This window comes from Dyadobacter beijingensis DSM 21582 (assembly GCF_000382205.1).
GTDB classification, from domain to species: Bacteria; Bacteroidota; Bacteroidia; order Cytophagales; family Spirosomataceae; genus Dyadobacter; species Dyadobacter beijingensis.
The window spans coordinates 799214-816627 of record NZ_KB907788.1; the positions used below are offsets into that span (position 1 = coordinate 799214).

Below are 17414 nucleotides of genomic sequence, written 5' to 3' on the forward strand. Positions count from 1 at the left end.
TTCGTTTATTTAAATCCCCCGAAGTTACAATGTCCACAGACTATCGGTAAAATAGGCCTTGCAATCCAGGAAATGCTCTACCACCCGGAAGCCATTCGTTTCGGCGACGCTTTCGATCTCCGGTAAGGTGTATTTTTTGGAAAGTTCCGTCCAGATGATTTCGTTACGGTCGAAATCGTAGCATTTGTCGAGGTATTGCACATGAACCCGCTGCGGGACGAGGCTCACGAGGTAGCTGCGCACTTCGCCGTTCACGGGGTTATAATGTGAATAAAAATCGAACTGGTTCGTTTTGAAACCGCCGCCCAGTTCCCGGTTAATGCGGTGTAACAAGTTGATGTTGAATGCCTTGGTAATGCCTTTCGGATCATCGTAGGCACAGCGGATCGTGGCCGGGTTCTTTTGAAGGTCGAACCCGGTGAGCAGGTAGTCGCCCGGGTTCATGCATTTGCGGAAATCGGCGAGCAGGCTTTTTACTTCCTGATTTTCATAATTGCCGATATTTCCCCCCAAAAAAAGCAGCAGGCTCGGAACACGCGATTGCGAGAGCTCCTCCATCATCGTAAAATAGTTGCCGATCATGGGGCTTATGCGTATTTCCGGCAAATGCGCCCGCATATTCGCGACCAGTTCCTCGATGGCCCTCGCCGAAATATCGATGGGCACATAGGTGAATTCCGTTCCGCGCTCCACGAGCTTTTTAAGCAGCTGGCGGGTCTTGATACCATCTCCCGCGCCGAACTCCACGACCTGGAAGGGCTCATCGAAATTCAGCTTGTCGAGCATATTCCCGCCTTGCAGCGATAAAATCTCGAATTCGCAGGGAGTAGGGTAGTATTCCGGCATTTTCATGATGTCCTGGAAAATGCCGCTGCCGATATCGTCGTAAAAATATTTGCTCGAAATGTGCTTTTGTGGTGCCGACAGTCCTTTGTGAATGTCCCTGGCAAAAGTTTGTAAGTCTGTCATAATCTGTTCATTATCGCGCAAGCCGGATGCCTGTGTACTGCCAGCGCTCGTGTGTGTGAAAGAAATTCCGGTACGTTTTGCGGGCATGGCCGGGCGAGGTCGCCACCGATGCGCCGCGCAGCACCATTTGATTTACCATAAACTTTCCATTGTATTCGCCTACCGCACCGGGCGCCTTCGAAAAGCCCGGATAAGGCAGGTACGCGCTGTTGGTCCATTCCCAGCGCTGCCCCCAGTCGAGGTTGGCAGCAGCAATTTCCCATTCAAACTCCGTCGGGAGGCGCATACCTTTCCATTGCGCGAATGCGGCGGCTTCGAAAAAGCTGATATGGCTCAGTACCGCATCGGGATTCACGCGCTGCAAGCCGCCCAATGTAAAGTAATGCCACACGCCATCTACACGGTGCCAGTACATCGGTGCTGAAATGCCGTTTTCATTTATCCAAGACCAGCCTTCATCCAGCCAAAGGTTGAAGTCCTGGTAACCGCCCGCCTCCATAAATTCCAGGTATTCGGCGTTGGTGACCAATGCCTTGCTGATCTCAAATTCGTGTAAATACACTTTGTGACGGCCCAGCTCATTGTCGAAGCAGAAACCGTCGCCGGTGTGGCCGATGTCGTAAATGCCGTCCGGGATCGTCAGGAAGCCGGTTTCGGTGTTCTGGCCGTCTACGAGGTTGTTGCCTTGGCGGTAGAGGGGGAAAAGCGGGTTATGGCCGAGAATATACTTAATATCGGTAACGAGCAGCTCCTGGTGCTGCTGTTCATGGTGCAGGCCGAGCTCCACCAATGCGTGAATCGCGGGATCGGTGAGGTCTTCGAGGAATTCGTCCATTTGCGCGTCCACATACGCGCGGTAGGCGTATACGGCCTTTGTGGTCGGGCGCGTCACGTTTCCGCGGTCCGTGCGGAGCGTCCGCTCGCCCACATTATTGTAGTAGCTGTTGAACAAATAGTTGAAATCCGGGTCGTACACGTGGTAATCCGGCACATTGGGTTTAAGGATAAATGTTTCAAAAAACCAGGTCGAATGCGCGAGGTGCCATTTGGGCGGGCTCACGAACCCGACTGGCTGCGGCACATAATCCTCCGTTTCGAGCGGGGCGCAAATGTGTTCCGAATGTTTTCTGACACGGTGAAATGCTTCCCTAATGCCGGTGGCTTCCATTAGTTGCATAGTTTTTCAGATCGGTGATGGAATGGATATTCAAGGATTGTGCCTGACCGCGCCGCATCATGAGCGCATAGGCATTATTAAAGCCGATTGGCCGGAGCCATTGCAGCCTGTATTGTTTTAAAAATTCATTCTTGACAAAATTATACACCTTTTCCCGATCGCCGCCCAGGTTTTGCAGTTGCCTGCGCCCGGGTTTCAGGACAGCCAGCAGGCCGGTGCCGGTGTACTCCGGGTACATGTCGATTTCCCCGTTCGTTAATGCGTCGAAGCATATTTTCGTACCGCCGAGGCCGGTTTTGGTATCCACTTTCAGGTCGGTATTGCCTTCGATCAGTTCTTTGTACATGTTAATTAAAATGTACTGCTCGGCGAAAATCTTCGAGCCCAGGCGGATGGTCCCCTTTCGTCCCCCCCGCGGTTTTTGGTAAAGATGTTTGGAAAGCAAAAAATCGTGCGCGACGCGTTCGGGGGCCTGTTTCAGGTAATCGACGCGATAGTTGAGCTCCGTCATGATCGAGTCGTTGATATGGCCGGTAAGCATTTCCAATACGGGTTGCAGCTCGGGAAAGCGGCCCAAAACCTCCGCACGCACGACGGGCGCGGCATAATAGGGCGGAAAAATGTGCTTATCGTCGTCTAATGTGATCAGATCGAATGCTTTCAGGCGCCCGTCGGTGCTGTACCCGCTGATCACGTCGAGTTTTCGCTCGAATGCGGCCTTGTACATCACCGCATCGCTGATCACGACGGTCGGAATGTCGAGGCCATATTTGGATGTCAAGCCCAGATAACCATCCTCCCGTCCCATGAATTCGGGTGTGAAACCGGCGAGGAAATTGCCCTTGGTATAGGGTATGAGGTAAAATGACGACAGTGCGAGCAATAATACAGGCAGTACCACGGACACTTTGCGCATTCGGCGCAGCCCCGTTTTTTGTATTAGTGAAAGCAAAAAATCGAGCAGTACTGCCAGTAATGCGGCCGGAATGGCGCCTGCCAGGATCATTTGCGTGTTATTCAATGCAATGCCCCCGAAAATGAACTCGCCCAGGCCGCCCGCCGCAATGTAAGCCGCGAGTGTCGCCACGCCCACATTAATGACCGTAGCCGTGCGAACGCCCGCAAGGATCACCGGCATCGCCAACGGCAATTCTATGCTCCGCAACAGCTGCCAGTCGGTCATTCCCATCGCCCTTGCCGACTCGGTTACGGCCGGGTCCACGCCCGTAATGCCCGTGTAGGTGTTGCGGATAATGGGCAGCAACGCGTACAGAAACAGCGCGGTAATCGCAGGCAGCGCGCCGATGCCTAACAGCGGGATCATAAAGCCGAGTAATGCAATGCTGGGAATGGTTTGCAACACGCCGGCGATGCCGAGCACCAGCCAGGCTGCCTTTTGCCGGCGGGCGATCCAGATGCCCAGGGGCAGGCCAATGGCGATGGCAATGAACAGCGAAATGCACGTCAGGCCGATGTGTGCCACGGTCTGGCTCCACAGCTTACCCGATTGCTGTGCCATAAACACCCATAAACTTTGCTGCTCTTCCATTATTCCTGTGCCCGGATGCGTTCGTAAATGCGGGAAATATCTTCAAGCTGCCGGCCGAAAAATGCGTGGACAAACTCGTTCTCAGGCCTGAGCAGGAGGTCGCCCGGTGTGCCTTTTTGCACAATGGCGCCTTTGTCCATCAGGCAAATGTGGTCGCCCATGTCGAGCGCTTCGTGTACGTCGTGCGTAACGAGTACCATTGTTTTGCGTTTCAATGCCGGTAATTCAGCAAAATCCTTGCGTACGCTCGCGCGTGTTACGGGATCGAGTGCGCCGAATGGCTCGTCGAGGAGCAATACTGGCGGGTCGGCAATGAGCGCCCGGGCGATGGCCACACGCTGCTGCTGGCCGCCGCTGAGCTCGCCAGGGTATTTGCCTGTGAATGCGGCGGGGAGTTTCAGCTGTTCGAGCAGGCGCGCGGTGTGCTCCTCAATGTCGGCCGCGGCCCATTTGAGCAGCTTCGGTACCACGGCAATGTTCTGGGCGACGGTATAATGGGGGAACAGGCCGTTGTTCTGCGACACGTAGCCGATCGACCGCCTTAGTATTTCCGGTTTTTCTTCGGCGATGTTTTTACCGAAGATCTCGATGCGGCCCGATGACGCTTCGATCAGGCGGTTGAGCATTTTGAGTGTTGTCGTCTTGCCGCAGCCGCTCGTGCCCAGCAGAACCATCGTTTCACCTTCCCCGACCTGGAAGGAAACATCTCTAACTGCCTCATTACCATTAAAATGCTTGCTGATGTGGTCGGCAACGATCATGATGTTTGTGAACAGGTACGTGGTTTAGGGATGCAAAAAGGATTTGCATGTTCCTTTTCTACGTAAACGGGCCGAAAAACGATCCATTTCCGAAGAAAAAAGCAAACGGGCTCATGCGTCGAGCGTCATAAAAAGGTTGTTGAGCGACTCGGCATAGGTAGGGTGGGCAAAGACGCCGTTTCTGAGCTGGTCGCTCGTGATGCCGCCGATCATGGCCAGTTGCACAATGGTAATGATTTCGCCCCCTTCTTCGGCCAGTACGGCTGCACCGAGGATTTTACCGGTTTTTGCATCTACCACGGCTTTCATCATCCCGCGTTCGTCGCCGGTTTCGATGGAGCGTGCCACGCTGTCGTTTTTGAGGACGGCCACCTTGAAATCCAGCCCTTTTTCCCGCGCTTCCTGCTCGGTTATGCCCACACGGCCCAGCTGCGGGTCGGTGAAAATGCAATAGGGGACGAGCCTGCCTTCGATGCTGGCCGGTTTCTTTTCGATAACCTGCTGAACGATGATTCGGTAGTCGTCGTAAGAAACGTGGGTGAATGCCGGGCCGCCCTTCACGTCGCCCAATGCGTAAATGCCTTCGGCGGAGGTTTCTAGTCGGGCATTCACCTGGATATGGCCCTGCTCGTCCGCCGAAATTCCGGCCGCTTCGAGCCCGAGCGAGTGCGTTTGCGGTTCCCTGCCCGCGGCTACGAGCACGTGCGTACATGAGCGCTGACTTTTAGTGCCCTTACTTTCCAGCGTGGCTGTGATGATTTCGCCCTTTCGCGCGAACTGGACGGCCTCGGTGTGAGTGAGTATTTCAATGTCTTCCTGGGCGAGGATTCTCGCGATTTCTTTGGCAATATCTTCATCCTCTTTCTTCAAAATCCGCTCCGACGGCTCGATCAGCGTGACTTTGCTGCCGAACCGCGCGAACATTTGCCCGAACTCCAATGCAATGTACCCGCTGCCGAGGATGAGCAAATGCTCCGGCACTTCGGGCAGTTCCATGATGGTCGTCGAAGTGAGGTAAGGAATATCACGGATGCCTGCGATGTCGGGAATGGCCGGTTGCAGGCCGGTATTGATGAAGAATTTATCGGCGGTCAGCGTTTCAGTCCCGCCTTCGTTCAATGTGACGGTGATTTCCTTTTTACCTGAAAAACGGGCCGTGCCGTAGATCAGATCGAGATTTTCCGTATCCTGGATGCGCTTTTCCGAATTGCCGCGCATCATCGTGACGATCTTGTCCTTGCGTTGCCGGATGTCGTCGAAATCGATGGTAATGCCGCCGACGCTCACGCCGAGGGCATCGCTATGCCGCGCAGACCAGGCCGCTTTGGCCGAAGCGACCATCGCCTTGGTGGGCGAGCAGCCGTCATTCACGCAGGTTCCGCCGACCCATCTTTTTTCGATTAATGCTGTTTTCAGGCCCGATTCGGCCAGTTTGCGGCAAAGCGGCGTGCCAGCCTGGCCCGCACCGATTACAATAGCGTCGTAATGTTTCATATGGAAAAGGTTGGCAACCGGGATCAGCGTAAAAAGCGGGACCGGTCCGTTATTTACGTATAGGCATAATAAAAGCGTGCCGGTTAGAGCACGCTTTCGTCAAATTAAACTGTATGAGTAGTATAAATGAGTTCTCGAAGTATCAGGCAAACCAGGCGAGGGAATTTTCCTTATCGATTCCGATCTGCTTCACGAGCATATCCAGCCCATTGAATTTCTGTTCGGGACGAAGATAATGAAGTAATTCCAGTTTCAGATCTTCGCCGTAAATTTCTTTGTCAAAGTCGAATAGGTGCGCTTCGATGGTGCGAACGGTGCCGTCTACCGTCGGGCGGACGCCGATGTTGAGCATGCCTTTGTACACCTGCTCCTGGTACACCGCGTTGATCACATAAACGCCATTCATCGGAATGAGCTTGTAATCCTCGTGGACATACAGGTTCGCCGTCGGGAAGCCGATCGTGCGACCGAGTTGTTTCCCTTTTACCACAGTACCCGACAACGAGTAAGCGCGGCCCAGCAACTCGTTAGCTTCTTGTATGTGCCCGGTAATCAATGCTTTGCGGATGCGCGACGAGCTGATGGCCGTATGTTCGATATCTTCCCTGGGAATTTCCTCCACTTCGAAGCCGTATTCCGAGCAGTTCTTTTGCAAAAACTCGAAACTGCCTTCCCGGTTGCGGCCAAAACGGTGGTCGTAGCCGATGACGAGCTTTTTGGTATTGATCTTCTCTACCAGTACCTGCCGGATAAATTCTTCGGAAGTGAGTTCGGAAAAGGAGCGCGTAAAAGGAACGATCGCCAGGTGCTGAATGCCGAGTTTAGAAAACAGCTCGATTTTCTCGTCGATCGTCGAAAGCAGTTGCAAGCCCTGGCTGTCCTCGGATACCACCATGCGCGGGTGCGGCCAGAAGGTCAGTACCACCGATTCGCCGCCCGATTGCTCCGTGATTTCTTTCAGGCGGGCCAGTATTTTTTGATGTCCCAGATGTACCCCGTCGAAAGTACCGCTGGTTACGACGCCATATTCCAGTTTTTCAAAGGAATCCAGGCTATGATAAATGTTCATTCGTCAACTTCCAAATTCAAAGCTACTCGTTTCTGATGGATGAAAGCAGTGAGCTCCCAGGCATCTTTCAGTTCGAAATCCCCGATCCTGGTCCGGCAGAGCTTGCTCATATAAGCCCCGCTGCCCGCCAGCACCCCGAAATCGCGAACGATACTGCGAATATAAGTACCTTTTGTGCAAATGATCCTAAAATCGATGGAAGGAAAATGGGTCGCGTCGATTTCGAACAGCCTGATCTCTACCGCCCGCTTCTTGATTTCGGCCTCGTCGCCGCGCCGTGCGAGCTTGTACGCACGCACGCCGTCGATTTTGATGGCGGAATACATCGGCGGGATCTGCTCGATGGGCCCGGTAAGCTGCTGCCTTGCAGTTTCGAGCACTTCGGGCGTAATGTGGTCGGTAGGGTAATCCGCATTGAAATCGGTTTCCAGGTCGATGGACGGCGTCGTTTTACCGAGCACCATTGTACCTGTGTATTCCTTTTCCTGTGCCTGGTAGGTATCGATCTGCTTGGTTTTTTTGCCGGTGCAAAGGATCAGCAGGCCGGTAGCGAGCGGGTCCAGCGTACCTGCATGGCCTATCTTTTTGAATTTGCAAGCTCTTTTCAGCTTGTTGGCCACGTCAAACGAAGTCCATGTCAATGGCTTGTCGATCAGGATGACCTCCCCTTCGTCGGGTATGTTTTCTTCTTGTTTCAAATCGGGGAAATGGTTGACCGCCGACGGCTGACGGCTGATGAGTGAGTTTGTGACCGCTGACGGCTGACTGCCGATTAGTGAGCTCTTGACCGCTGACGGCCGACCGCTGATTAGTGAGCTCTTGACCGCCGACCGCTGACTGCTGATTAGTGAGCTCTTGACCGCCGACCGCTGACTGCCGATGAGTGAGTTCTTGACCTGCGACGGCTGACGGCCGACTGCCGATTACTGTTGTACTGCGAAGGACGCGCATTGCAGGCCGAAGGCCAAAGAACCGGCGGTCGATCGTCGGCGGTCGGCCGTCAGCTTTTAAACAACATCCAACTGATATCCCGATGCCAGCAGACCGAGCAGGATCAGGCCGAGGATAATGCGGTAGTAACCGAAGACTTTGAAGCCGTATTTGGTCAAAAAGCTGATGAAGAACTTGATCGCCAGCATGGCCACGACGAATGCGACGGCATTGCCGATGAGCAGCGTCTGAATGTCTTCTTTCTGGATGGTGTCGTAGGTTTTCAGGAGCTTGTAACCTCCCGCTGCGGCCATCGTTGGCACGGCGAGGAAGAACGAAAACTCGGCCGCCTGCTTTCTCGACAAGCCATTGAGCATACCGCCGATGATGGTCGAAGCCGAGCGGGAAACGCCGGGGATCATCGCGATGCATTGAAAAAAACCGATCTTCAATGCGGTCGGGAATGTGATCACCTTTTCGCGGGTATCGTTGGCAATACGGTCGATAAAAATCAGGACGAAACCGCCCAAAAGCAGCGAAATGGATACAACCCACACGTTTTCAAGCAATGCGTCGATGAAATCGTTCAGCAGGAAACCGATCACGGCTGCCGGCAGGAATGCTACAAAAAGTTTGAAATAGAAATCGGTTGTCTGGAAAAAACGCCTCCAATACAATACGAGTACGGAAAGTATAGCCCCAAACTGGATATTGACCGTGAACATTTTGGTGAATTCCAGGTGGCTGATCCCCATGAACGAGGAGGCTATGATCATGTGCCCGGTAGAAGAGATGGGCAAAAACTCGGTAATTCCTTCAACAATCGCTAAAATGATGGCCTGCCAGATACTCATGAATTAGCGGGTTTACGTAAGATCGCCCAAAACTCGATGATGAAGCCCGCAATGGTGATCAGGGGGCCCAATGTCAGGCCAAGGAAGCCGAAGCCGAACTCTTCGCCGTCGAATGTCATGATCAGGAAGCCTGCGAGGATTACTGCAATCCCGACCAGCATCATCACATAATTGGATGATGAAAATGGGAGCTCATTTTTTGAAGTACTCATAACGTTTATTTATCGGTTACTGTTGAGATCAATATAAATCGTCGAGCGCCATGCGCAGGTAACGCGCCAGCGACTGGTAAGTGCTCGCCACGCCGATGGCTACGCCCAGGCCCAGCACGGAAACAATGAGGATCACGATTTTGTCGTACTCCTGCAAAAGCGCGAGGCCTTCCACATTGCGCACCGCCAGCTGTTGCAATCCAATGAGCAGGAGCGCCGCTACAACGCCGCCTACCAATCCCTGAATGGCACCGCGCAGTACGTAGGGTTTCTGGATAAAGCCATTCGTGGCGCCCACTAGCTGCATACTGCGGATCAGGAAGCGCTGGGAATAAATGGCTAGTTTAATGGTATTGTTAACCAGCAATACGATGATAATCAGCATAATGAGCGCGAAACTCGCGAGCACGATGTAAATTTTCGTCACGTTGCGGTTGATATTGTCGGCGAGGTCTTCCTGGTACACCACCTCGTAAACGCCCTTCACCTGGTCCAGCTCCTTTTTGATTTGCGCCAGCTTCGCTTCCTCGAAATAATCTTCCTGGATTTTCACGCGGTAACTGTCGCGCAGGGGATTTTCGCCGAGAAACGTGGCGAAATCTTCCTTGGTGCCTTCGATGAATTCTTTGGCAGCTTCTTCCTTGGAAACAAACGTAATCGCTTTTGTTTCGGCAGATCTCAATACAAAAGGCTTGGCCTGGATAATGTTCAGTATCGAGTCCTGTCCCGCCTTGGAAACTTCCTTGTTGACGAACACCCTTACTTCGATGTTCTGACGGATAATGGATACCAGTTTTTTGGATTGGATTACCAGGAGCCCGCAAAAACCGATCAGGAATAATGCAGCCGTCAGGCTCATCACGATCATCGCGTTGGGATAACTCCCGATCTTCTTTTTTTTCGGCATAACAGCGTAGGATTTCGCTCGTCGTGGGTTCGTTTACTGGAATACGACTCGGGCAAAAATAAGGATTAAAATTTCAAAACAGCCCTTCGAAGGACAATCCTTAACTATTTTTAACGATAATGGCGGTCTTAGTTGCGTCTTCCCATTTCGTCGCGGATCTTGGCGGCCTTCTCGTAATCTTCTTTCGAAAGGGCATCGTCGAGCATACGCTGCAATTCGTCGTAGCTAAGGTCGCGCAGCGAATCTTTCGAGCCACTTGGCTTGATCGTTTCACGGACCGTTTCTTCGTCGTCCTCTTCCTCTTCGGTCATGGAGCTGGAAACGATGCCGGCTTCCGACAAAATGGTTTCGTAAGTATATATAGGAATGTCGAACCGCAGGCCGATCGCGATCGCGTCCGAAGGGCGGGCGTCGATCTCCACTTCGCGGAGGTTGTCGGTGCAAACGATTTTGGCGTAGAAAATGCCTTCTTTGAGGTCGGAAATAACGATTTCCTTCAATGTATAATTCATGCCGTCGGCGAACGACTTGAACAGGTCGTGCGTCATCGGGCGGTTGGGTACTATGTTTTCAATCTGGACGGCAATGGCCTGGGCTTCGAATACGCCGATGATAATGGGCAGCCTCCGGTTGCCGAGTTCTTCTCCAAGTACCAATGCAAACGAACCGGCTTGGGATTGGCTTGGTGAGAGCCCCAGAATTTCTAACTTGATTTTTTTCACGTTTAAATTAAATGCGCAAATGGTTAACAGTCGTGGTGAATATCTCGCCGGCTATCAGATGCCGGTTGTCTTTAAATTTAAATGCTAACCTGCCGGTTGAAGTCGTGTTGATTTTCAACGCATTAACAAGTAAATTTTGCAAAGTGTTCCTGTTCAAAAAACGCCATCGGCGGAATGAAAGGTGCAAAAATAAATAACCCTTGCTGCATAAAAAAATGCGGCAAGGGTTAAGATGGGCCGGGCTTTGCCGGAGCGAAATTTAAAAAAAGTTAACCAACTGATTTTTAGCCCTTTTTTTAAATGCCTTTTAATCAATTAATTTGAAAAAGCAGGCCTGGTAATCCTATTTGAGGCTTTTAGCGGCTTCCGTCAGTTTGGGCAATATTTCGAAAACATCCCCGACAATACCATAATCGGCCGCTTTGAAAAACGGTGCTTCGGGATCCTTGTTGATCACCACAATGCATTTCGAGCCGTTCACGCCCGCCAGGTGCTGGATCGCGCCGGAAATGCCGCAGGCAATGTAGAGGTTAGGCGCTACTTTGATGCCCGTTTGCCCGATATGCTCGTGGTGCGGACGCCAGTCGAGATCGGAAACGGGCTTGGAGCAGCCGGTCGCCGCGCCCAATGCCTTCGCCAGGTCGAGCAATGGCTGCCAATGCTCCGGTCCTTTCATGCCGCGCCCGCCGGAGACGATGATCTCCGCTTCCGTCAGCGACAATTCCGAATCGGCTTTTTCCACGCTTACGACACTGGCTGTGAAGTCGCTGTCGCGCAGTGCGGGAGCGAATGCTTCCACGGCCGCACTACCGCCGCCGAGGCCATTCTCGTCCACTTCGATGGCGTTTTTGCGGACGACGAGTACTTTAATATCCGATTTGATCTCCGTCGTCGCGAATGCTTTTCCCGTAAAAATGGCGCGGGTCACTTTGAAACCGCCGTCGGTTTCGGGCAATGCGGTGACGCCGGAGACGACGCCCGCTTTCAGTTTTGCCGCCGCACGTGCCGCCATCGCGTCGCCGAGGCCGGATTTGGAAAGAATGATAATCTGGCTGCCTTCCTGCTGGGCTGCCTGCACAAGCGCGTCCGCGTACGCGAGGCTGTTTTCGTGCTCCAATTTTGCATCGGAGGCGTGGAGTACTTTGGTAGCACCGTACAATCCCGCTTTTTCGAGTTCGCCGGCATCGGCTTTTCCGAGCGCCAGCACTACCGCCTGGCCGCCGGTTTTTTCCGCCGTTTTCGCGCCATAGGCCACGGCTTCCAATGATGTTTTCTTGATCGAACCGTTATCGAGTTCTACATATATAAGGACTGACATGATCATTTGCATTTAAATGTGAAGAATAGGGGGCATTACAGCACTTTTGCCTCCGTTTGCAGCAGCCTGATCAGCGTCTCGGCCTCGCTGGCCGGGATCATCTTGCATGCGCCCTTCGGTGCAGGCAGCTTGTAGGTTTGCGGCACCGTCATATCGTCCACCGCAACCGGTTCCACGACGTTCAGCGGCTTGGTACGGGCCGTCATAATGCCCCGCATATTCGGGATTTTCCATTCGGCGATAGGCTCCTGGCACCCCAGCACGAGCGGAAGCGGTGCTTTGAGCACTTCCTTGCCGCCGTCGATCTCGCGGGTAATGGTGGCATTGCCGCCGTCGAGGTCGAGCTTCATCACGGGCGAGTAGGAGGGAATACCCAGCATTTCACCCACGAGCCCATGCACCACACCGCTGTTGTAGTCGATCGATTCGCGGCCCATCAGGATGAGGTCGTAGCCGTTCTGGCGGGCAATGTGCGCGATTTGGGCAGCCACGAAATACGAATCCTGCGGATCGGCATTCACACGGATGGCGTCGTCGGCGCCGATGGCCAGGGCCTTGCGGATCTGCGGTTCAGCGTCGGCCTCGCCTACGTGCAGCACGGTAAGGCTGCCGCCAAGCTGTTCCTTCAATTCCACACCACGGGCGAGCGCGTAGTCATCGTATGGTCCGATGATGAATTGCACGCCGTTTTTGTTCAGTTTGGTGTCGTTGTCGGTGAAGCTTATTTTCGCTGTTGTATCGGGGACATTGGTTATACAAACGAGTATTTTCATGATGGTATGGTTACTTTTCTTTACGTTTGATGAGAATATCTTTGCCCGGGCAAATTAAGGGAAAAGTAAACAGTATGCAAGCATAATAATATCGATGAATAACTCCCTACTCGCCAATTTGGTCGCTTTTTACGAAGAAGATCCTGCCGATCCGTTCAATGCGTACGCACTGGCGATCGAGTACAGCAAGTCCGATTTGCGGCAGGCAGCGCATTTTTTTGACGAACTTTTGGAAAAACATCCTGATTATTTGGCCACTTATTACCATGCTGGCGCATTTTTTGCTGCATTGGAAAAAGTAGAAAAGGCCGACGACGTTTACCGGAAGGGTTTGGAGCTGGCGCTTGCGCAAAAGAATGCCAAAACGCACCGCGAACTGCTGTCGGCTTATAACAATTTCCTGGATGAATGGGAAGATTGACCGAAAAATAGGTATTTAGGGTAAAATAGGCTATCTTTCCTGAAAATTCCTGCACTACTTCGATCATCTTCCCTGCACCATCTTCCCTGCTCGTCAAGATTGATTTTGTAAAAGAATTTCGGTTCGATCTGGTTAGGTCGGATCTGTCACGATGCGTTCTGCTGATCTGACCAGGTCCGATCGGGAAAATTAGTTAACTCATATTATGGAAAAGGAAGCATTCATCCCGCTGGTGGTAAAGTGGGCACAATCGCACGGGTTTAAAGAAATCCAGGCAAACATGGAGGGGTACGAAACGCCCAAGTCCTATGAACGGGCGGCCGACAACACACGGTTTACACCCGATGTAACCGGCGTAAGCATGTTTAACCGCCATTATCTGGAAGTCTGTGTAAAAACGGATGAAATGCGTGGTTATATTTCCAAATGGAAACTACTTAGCGAACTCGCCAACATGAAGGGCGCGAAGTTGTACCTGATGGCCCCGCGCGGGCACGTGCGGTTTGCACGCGAGGCGGTGGATCAGTATAACATCCCTGCCGAGGTAGTTAAAATCGATTAATTGTCGTTCATTGTCAGGAGCGGTCAGGTATTATCCAGGGTAGTCAGCAGGATTTGTTTTAATCACAATAACTGACGACTTCTGGTAACACCTGACCGCTTGACGTTTTACACCTGCGGGTATTTCCATTCCCCGTGGTAGCTGCGGCTGAGGAGTTTGTTGGCTTCGTCGTCGCCGGGAATGGTTTCTTTCTCGCCGTCCCACACGATGCTGCGTCCCAGTTTGTAGGAAAGCATCCCCAAAAGCGCCACATTCGTGGATCGTTGCCCCACTTCAATTTCGCAGATCGGCGGCTTATTGCTCTTGATCGATTCGAGGAAATTGGCCCAGAGCTGCTGGATGTTCTGGTCGTCCGGCTTATTAAGCTGCGCGTCCTGATGCACGACCGGCTTGTTCGGGTTAGTCGGATAGAACGTCCAGCCGTCGAGCCATCCCATATGGAAGGTGCCTTCCGTACCGTAGAAGTAAACGCCCACGGCCTGGTTCGGATGGGTTTTCTCGGCATTGTTCGCCGCGAAGTTCCGGTGCTCCCATTCCAATGTAAAACCGTCGAAATCGTACACGGCTACCTGGTGGTCGGGAGCGTCGGTGTTGTCCTGGCGAATGGCGCGGCCGCCGGTGGAGTAGATCTTTTTCGGGTATTTCTGCTCCGACCACCACAATACCTGGTCGAGCCAGTGAATGCCCCAGTCGCCGAGCGTACCGTTGGCGAAATTGAGATAATTCCGGAATCCTTTCGGGTGGATCGTCTTATTATAAGGTACGAGCGGGGCCGGGCCGCAGTAAAAATCCCAGTCCAGGCCTTGGGGCGGTTCCGATTCCGGTGTCTTTTGACCCGCTCCGCCACCGTAATGTACAAATGCACGCGCCATACCAATCTTGCCCGCTTTGCCGGATTTCAAAAATTCCATCCCCGACACATTATGCGGGGATACGCGGCGGTGCGTGCCTACCTGCACGATGCGCCCATGCTTGCGCGTGGCATTCACCATCGCGCGGCCTTCCTTAATGGTATGAGAAATCGGCTTCTCGACATACACATGCGCGCCGGATTCGATGGCGGCAATGCAGCACAACGCATGCCAGTGATCGGGCGTCGCCACGATCACGATCTCCGGCTTCTCTTTCGCGAGCATTTCGCGGAAGTCGCTGTACAGCTTCGGCTTGTCGGGCGTGAGTTTGGCAAAAACTTCGGCACAGGTTTTCAGCTGGTTCTGGTCAACGTCGCACAATGCCACCAGCTTGGACTCACCCGCCTGCACGGCGCAGCGAAGGATATTAGTACCCCACCAGCCCGCGCCGATCAGCGCCGTCCGGTATGGCGACGCGCGCTTCAACGCCGTAAGAAGCGGGAGCGAGGAGAATGCGGCCCCGGCCAGCGCCGACTTTTCAATGAATGTTCTGCGATCCATAAATGTATGTTCCGGTTTGCTTTGAAATATTATTTGCCTTTGAGCTTCTCGACGAGCCAGTTGTTCATCAGGTCGCGTTCGTCGGAGTAGGTCCAGTGGCCGGTGTCTAGGTACAATTTCAATTCCTTGGGCGCGGTAGTGACATTATAAGCGGCGTACATGGAAGTAGGCGGGCAGGTTTCGTCATTGAAGCCCCACATGTAAAGTCCCGGCTGTTTCACGCGACGTGCAAAATTGACTACGTCATAATAGCCCACAGTGTTCAGTTTTTCCTTGGTATTGTTGGTTTTGACGCCGTTTTTGTCAAAATAATGCGGCCATCCCCCTGCGCGGCCATGCAGGTAGCCCGTTACGTCGCTCAATGCGGGATAGAATGCGCCAAGCCATTTCACACGTGGGTCGAGGCCGGCGGTGATGATGGACAATGCGCCGCCCTGGCTGCCGCCGGTTACGGCGAGGTTTTTACCGTCGAACTGCGGGAGGCTCACGAGGAAATCGTTCGCGCGAACGCATCCGAGGTACACGCGTTTGTAGTAAAATTTGTCCTTATCATCCAGGTTGTAAGCCGGGTAGCCATTAAGTACGCCCTGGCCCATATCGAGGTACACATTCGGGTCCATGATCACCGGAATGCCGTGAATGCCGATTTCCAGCGTGATAATGTCCTTATCGGCGGTAGTCACATCGCCATAGTAAGCACGGACGCCGGCGCCGGGTACGCGCAGGAGCGCCGGGTATTTACCCTCCTTTTTAGGCACGCTCAAAATCCCGTACACACGTACGCCCGGACGGTTATTTTGCAGACTGAGGTGGTATACGTTCGTTTTTTCGGTGCAGCGGTCGGGGAGGAGCGTCATTTTAGCGTCCATCGGCACGGCCGCCAGTTCCTTTTTCGCATTGTCCCAGAATGTATCGAAGTCCTGGGGATTGTAGACGGTCGGCTGGATTTTCAACGGGTCGAAACCGGCCGTGGCGAGGCCGCGGAATTCGGCGCCGTCCACCGTAGCCCAGGCAATGCAGCGCAAGAAGCCAGGAGTTTTTAATGTGCCTCCGTCGATTTTTAACGTACCATCTGCGGCGGTTTTCGTTTCCTTGATGGTTGGTTCGAGTTTTTCGAGACCGATTTCGTAGCGTATCTGCGCATTTTTGACGGGATTTCCGTTGCGGAGCACGCTCACGATAAATTGTACTTTATCCCCCGGCTTATAGGTCCAGTCGTCGCGGTCGGCGGTGACAATGACTTCGACAGGCCGTCGCGCAGGCTGCGCGTGCAGGGAAAGAAGGGTTATCCAGATGAATAGTTGACTCAGTAAAAAGCGATTTTTCATAGACCGGCAATTTGTTCTATTTTGTGATCGGATTGGATTAGCATTGAGAGATAAAGGGCAAATGCGCGCGAATCTTTATATGTAACCCCATTTTTTTTACGATTTGAATTAATTTGCCGGCTAATACGCCATTAGGCATTGGAAATAGCATAGGAAAGCATTGGAGCCAGTCAGGATCAACAAGTTTATCAGTGAAACCGGTTTTTGTTCGCGAAGAGAAGCCGACAAACTCGTGGAACAGGGCCGCGTGACGCTCAACGGCCGGAAAGCGGTATTGGGCGACAAAGCCACGGAAGGCGACGACGTGCGCGTCGACGGCAAGCCGCTTAAGGTGAAAAAAGCGGGCGTTTACATTGCATTCAACAAACCGGTAGGCATTACCTGTACCACCGAGCGGCACATTAAGGGTAATATCATCGACTATATCCGTCATAAGGAGCGCATTTTTCCCATCGGCCGCCTCGACAAACCCTCGGAAGGCCTTATATTCCTCACCAGCGACGGCGACATTGTGAACAAGATCCTCCGCGCCGGGAATAATCACGAAAAGGAATATGTCGTGACGGTCAACAAGCCTGTTACACCTGATTTTGTCCAAAAAATGGCTTCCGGCGTGCCCATTCTCGGCGTGGTAACGAAGAAGTGTTTTGTCAGAAAAGAGAGCACATTCGTATTCACGATTATTCTCACCCAGGGCCTCAACCGGCAGATCCGGCGCATGTGCGAATTCCTGGGTTATAATGTCACGAAACTGAAACGCGTCCGCATCATGAATGTGGCATTGGAGGACTTGCCGGTGGGTATGTGGCGTAACCTGACGGCCGCCGAAATGGCGGAAATCAATGCGGCGGTAGCGGAATCGACGAAAACGGAAGAGGGATCGCACCTGGATGAATGGGACGAGTAAACGTCGAAGTGGCCGTAAATTGAGGGATCTCATCGTCAGAAAGCGCAAA

Annotated in this window: 18 protein-coding genes; 3 read left to right on the forward strand and 15 right to left on the reverse strand. The window is 52.9% G+C overall.

Features of this window, described 5'->3' with window-relative positions; genetic code table 11:
* Positions 1-24: 24 nt before the first annotated feature.
* From H144_RS0116825 to H144_RS0116890, 13 genes are all read right to left on the reverse strand, one after another.
* Positions 25-969, reverse strand: a complete 945-nt coding sequence (locus H144_RS0116825; RefSeq protein ID WP_019943262.1) for an L-histidine N(alpha)-methyltransferase — start codon at positions 967-969, stop codon at positions 25-27.
* 10 nt (positions 970-979) lie between these two features.
* Positions 980-2137 (reverse strand): ergothioneine biosynthesis protein EgtB, encoded by a 1158-nt coding sequence (gene egtB / locus H144_RS0116830; protein ID WP_019943263.1) that lies wholly within the window; start codon positions 2135-2137, stop codon positions 980-982.
* Positions 2118-3695, reverse strand: a complete 1578-nt coding sequence (locus H144_RS0116835; RefSeq protein WP_019943264.1) for an ABC transporter permease/substrate-binding protein — start codon at positions 3693-3695, stop codon at positions 2118-2120. Before H144_RS0116835 ends, egtB begins: the two co-directional genes overlap by 20 nt.
* Positions 3695-4456 carry an ATP-binding cassette domain-containing protein gene (locus H144_RS0116840; RefSeq protein WP_019943265.1) on the reverse strand — a complete coding sequence of 254 codons (762 nt, stop codon included), beginning with the start codon at positions 4454-4456 and terminating at the stop codon, positions 3695-3697. The genes H144_RS0116835 and H144_RS0116840 overlap by 1 nt, the downstream gene beginning before the upstream one ends.
* Before the next feature lie 111 nt (positions 4457-4567).
* Positions 4568-5950 carry a mercuric reductase gene (locus tag H144_RS0116845; protein ID WP_019943266.1) on the reverse strand — a complete coding sequence of 461 codons (1383 nt, stop codon included), beginning with the start codon at positions 5948-5950 and terminating at the stop codon, positions 4568-4570.
* A 142-nt stretch (positions 5951-6092) separates the two neighbouring features.
* Positions 6093-7019, reverse strand: a complete 927-nt coding sequence (locus H144_RS0116850) for a bifunctional riboflavin kinase/FAD synthetase (RefSeq protein ID WP_019943267.1) — start codon at positions 7017-7019, stop codon at positions 6093-6095.
* The gene (gene truB / locus H144_RS0116855) at positions 7016-7717 is read right to left on the reverse strand and encodes a tRNA pseudouridine(55) synthase TruB (RefSeq protein WP_019943268.1); all 702 of its coding nucleotides are present in this window, start codon (positions 7715-7717) and stop codon (positions 7016-7018) included. The genes H144_RS0116850 and truB overlap by 4 nt, the downstream gene beginning before the upstream one ends.
* A gap of 309 nt (positions 7718-8026) precedes the next feature.
* Entirely contained in the window at positions 8027-8803 is a 777-nt protein-coding gene (locus H144_RS0116860; protein ID WP_019943269.1) for an undecaprenyl-diphosphate phosphatase, read from the reverse strand.
* Entirely contained in the window at positions 8800-9015 is a 216-nt protein-coding gene (locus H144_RS0116865) for a DUF3098 domain-containing protein (protein WP_019943270.1), read from the reverse strand. The genes H144_RS0116860 and H144_RS0116865 overlap by 4 nt, the downstream gene beginning before the upstream one ends.
* Before the next feature lie 28 nt (positions 9016-9043).
* Complete coding sequence (locus H144_RS0116870; RefSeq protein ID WP_019943271.1) at positions 9044-9922, reverse strand: cell division protein FtsX; 879 nt, start codon at positions 9920-9922, stop codon at positions 9044-9046.
* A 128-nt stretch (positions 9923-10050) separates the two neighbouring features.
* Positions 10051-10644 carry a bifunctional nuclease family protein gene (locus H144_RS0116875; RefSeq protein ID WP_019943272.1) on the reverse strand — a complete coding sequence of 198 codons (594 nt, stop codon included), beginning with the start codon at positions 10642-10644 and terminating at the stop codon, positions 10051-10053.
* Positions 10645-10987: 343 nt separating this feature from the next.
* Positions 10988-11962 carry an electron transfer flavoprotein subunit alpha/FixB family protein gene (locus H144_RS0116885; protein WP_026350760.1) on the reverse strand — a complete coding sequence of 325 codons (975 nt, stop codon included), beginning with the start codon at positions 11960-11962 and terminating at the stop codon, positions 10988-10990.
* 35 nt (positions 11963-11997) lie between these two features.
* Complete coding sequence (locus tag H144_RS0116890; RefSeq protein WP_019943275.1) at positions 11998-12735, reverse strand: electron transfer flavoprotein subunit beta/FixA family protein; 738 nt, start codon at positions 12733-12735, stop codon at positions 11998-12000.
* 94 nt (positions 12736-12829) lie between these two features.
* On the opposite strand from H144_RS0116890, the gene H144_RS0116895 reads away from it, so the two are divergent.
* Both H144_RS0116895 and H144_RS0116900 read left to right on the forward strand, forming a co-directional pair.
* A complete protein-coding gene (locus H144_RS0116895) occupies positions 12830-13156 on the forward strand; it encodes a hypothetical protein (protein ID WP_026350761.1) in 327 nt (108 codons plus the stop codon).
* 205 nt (positions 13157-13361) lie between these two features.
* The gene (locus H144_RS0116900; protein ID WP_019943277.1) at positions 13362-13718 is read left to right on the forward strand and encodes a hypothetical protein; all 357 of its coding nucleotides are present in this window, start codon (positions 13362-13364) and stop codon (positions 13716-13718) included.
* A gap of 107 nt (positions 13719-13825) precedes the next feature.
* On the opposite strand, the gene H144_RS0116905 is transcribed toward H144_RS0116900, so the two are convergent.
* Both H144_RS0116905 and H144_RS0116910 read right to left on the reverse strand, forming a co-directional pair.
* Positions 13826-15130, reverse strand: coding sequence for a Gfo/Idh/MocA family protein (locus H144_RS0116905; protein ID WP_019943278.1), 1305 nt, complete (start codon positions 15128-15130; stop codon positions 13826-13828).
* Positions 15131-15159: 29 nt separating this feature from the next.
* Positions 15160-16458: an acetylxylan esterase gene (locus H144_RS0116910; protein WP_019943279.1), complete on the reverse strand. Its 1299-nt coding sequence runs from the start codon at positions 16456-16458 to the stop codon at positions 15160-15162.
* A gap of 160 nt (positions 16459-16618) precedes the next feature.
* On the opposite strand from H144_RS0116910, the gene rluF reads away from it, so the two are divergent.
* Entirely contained in the window at positions 16619-17365 is a 747-nt protein-coding gene (gene rluF / locus H144_RS0116915; protein ID WP_019943280.1) for a 23S rRNA pseudouridine(2604) synthase RluF, read from the forward strand.
* Positions 17366-17414: the final 49 nt, after the last annotated feature.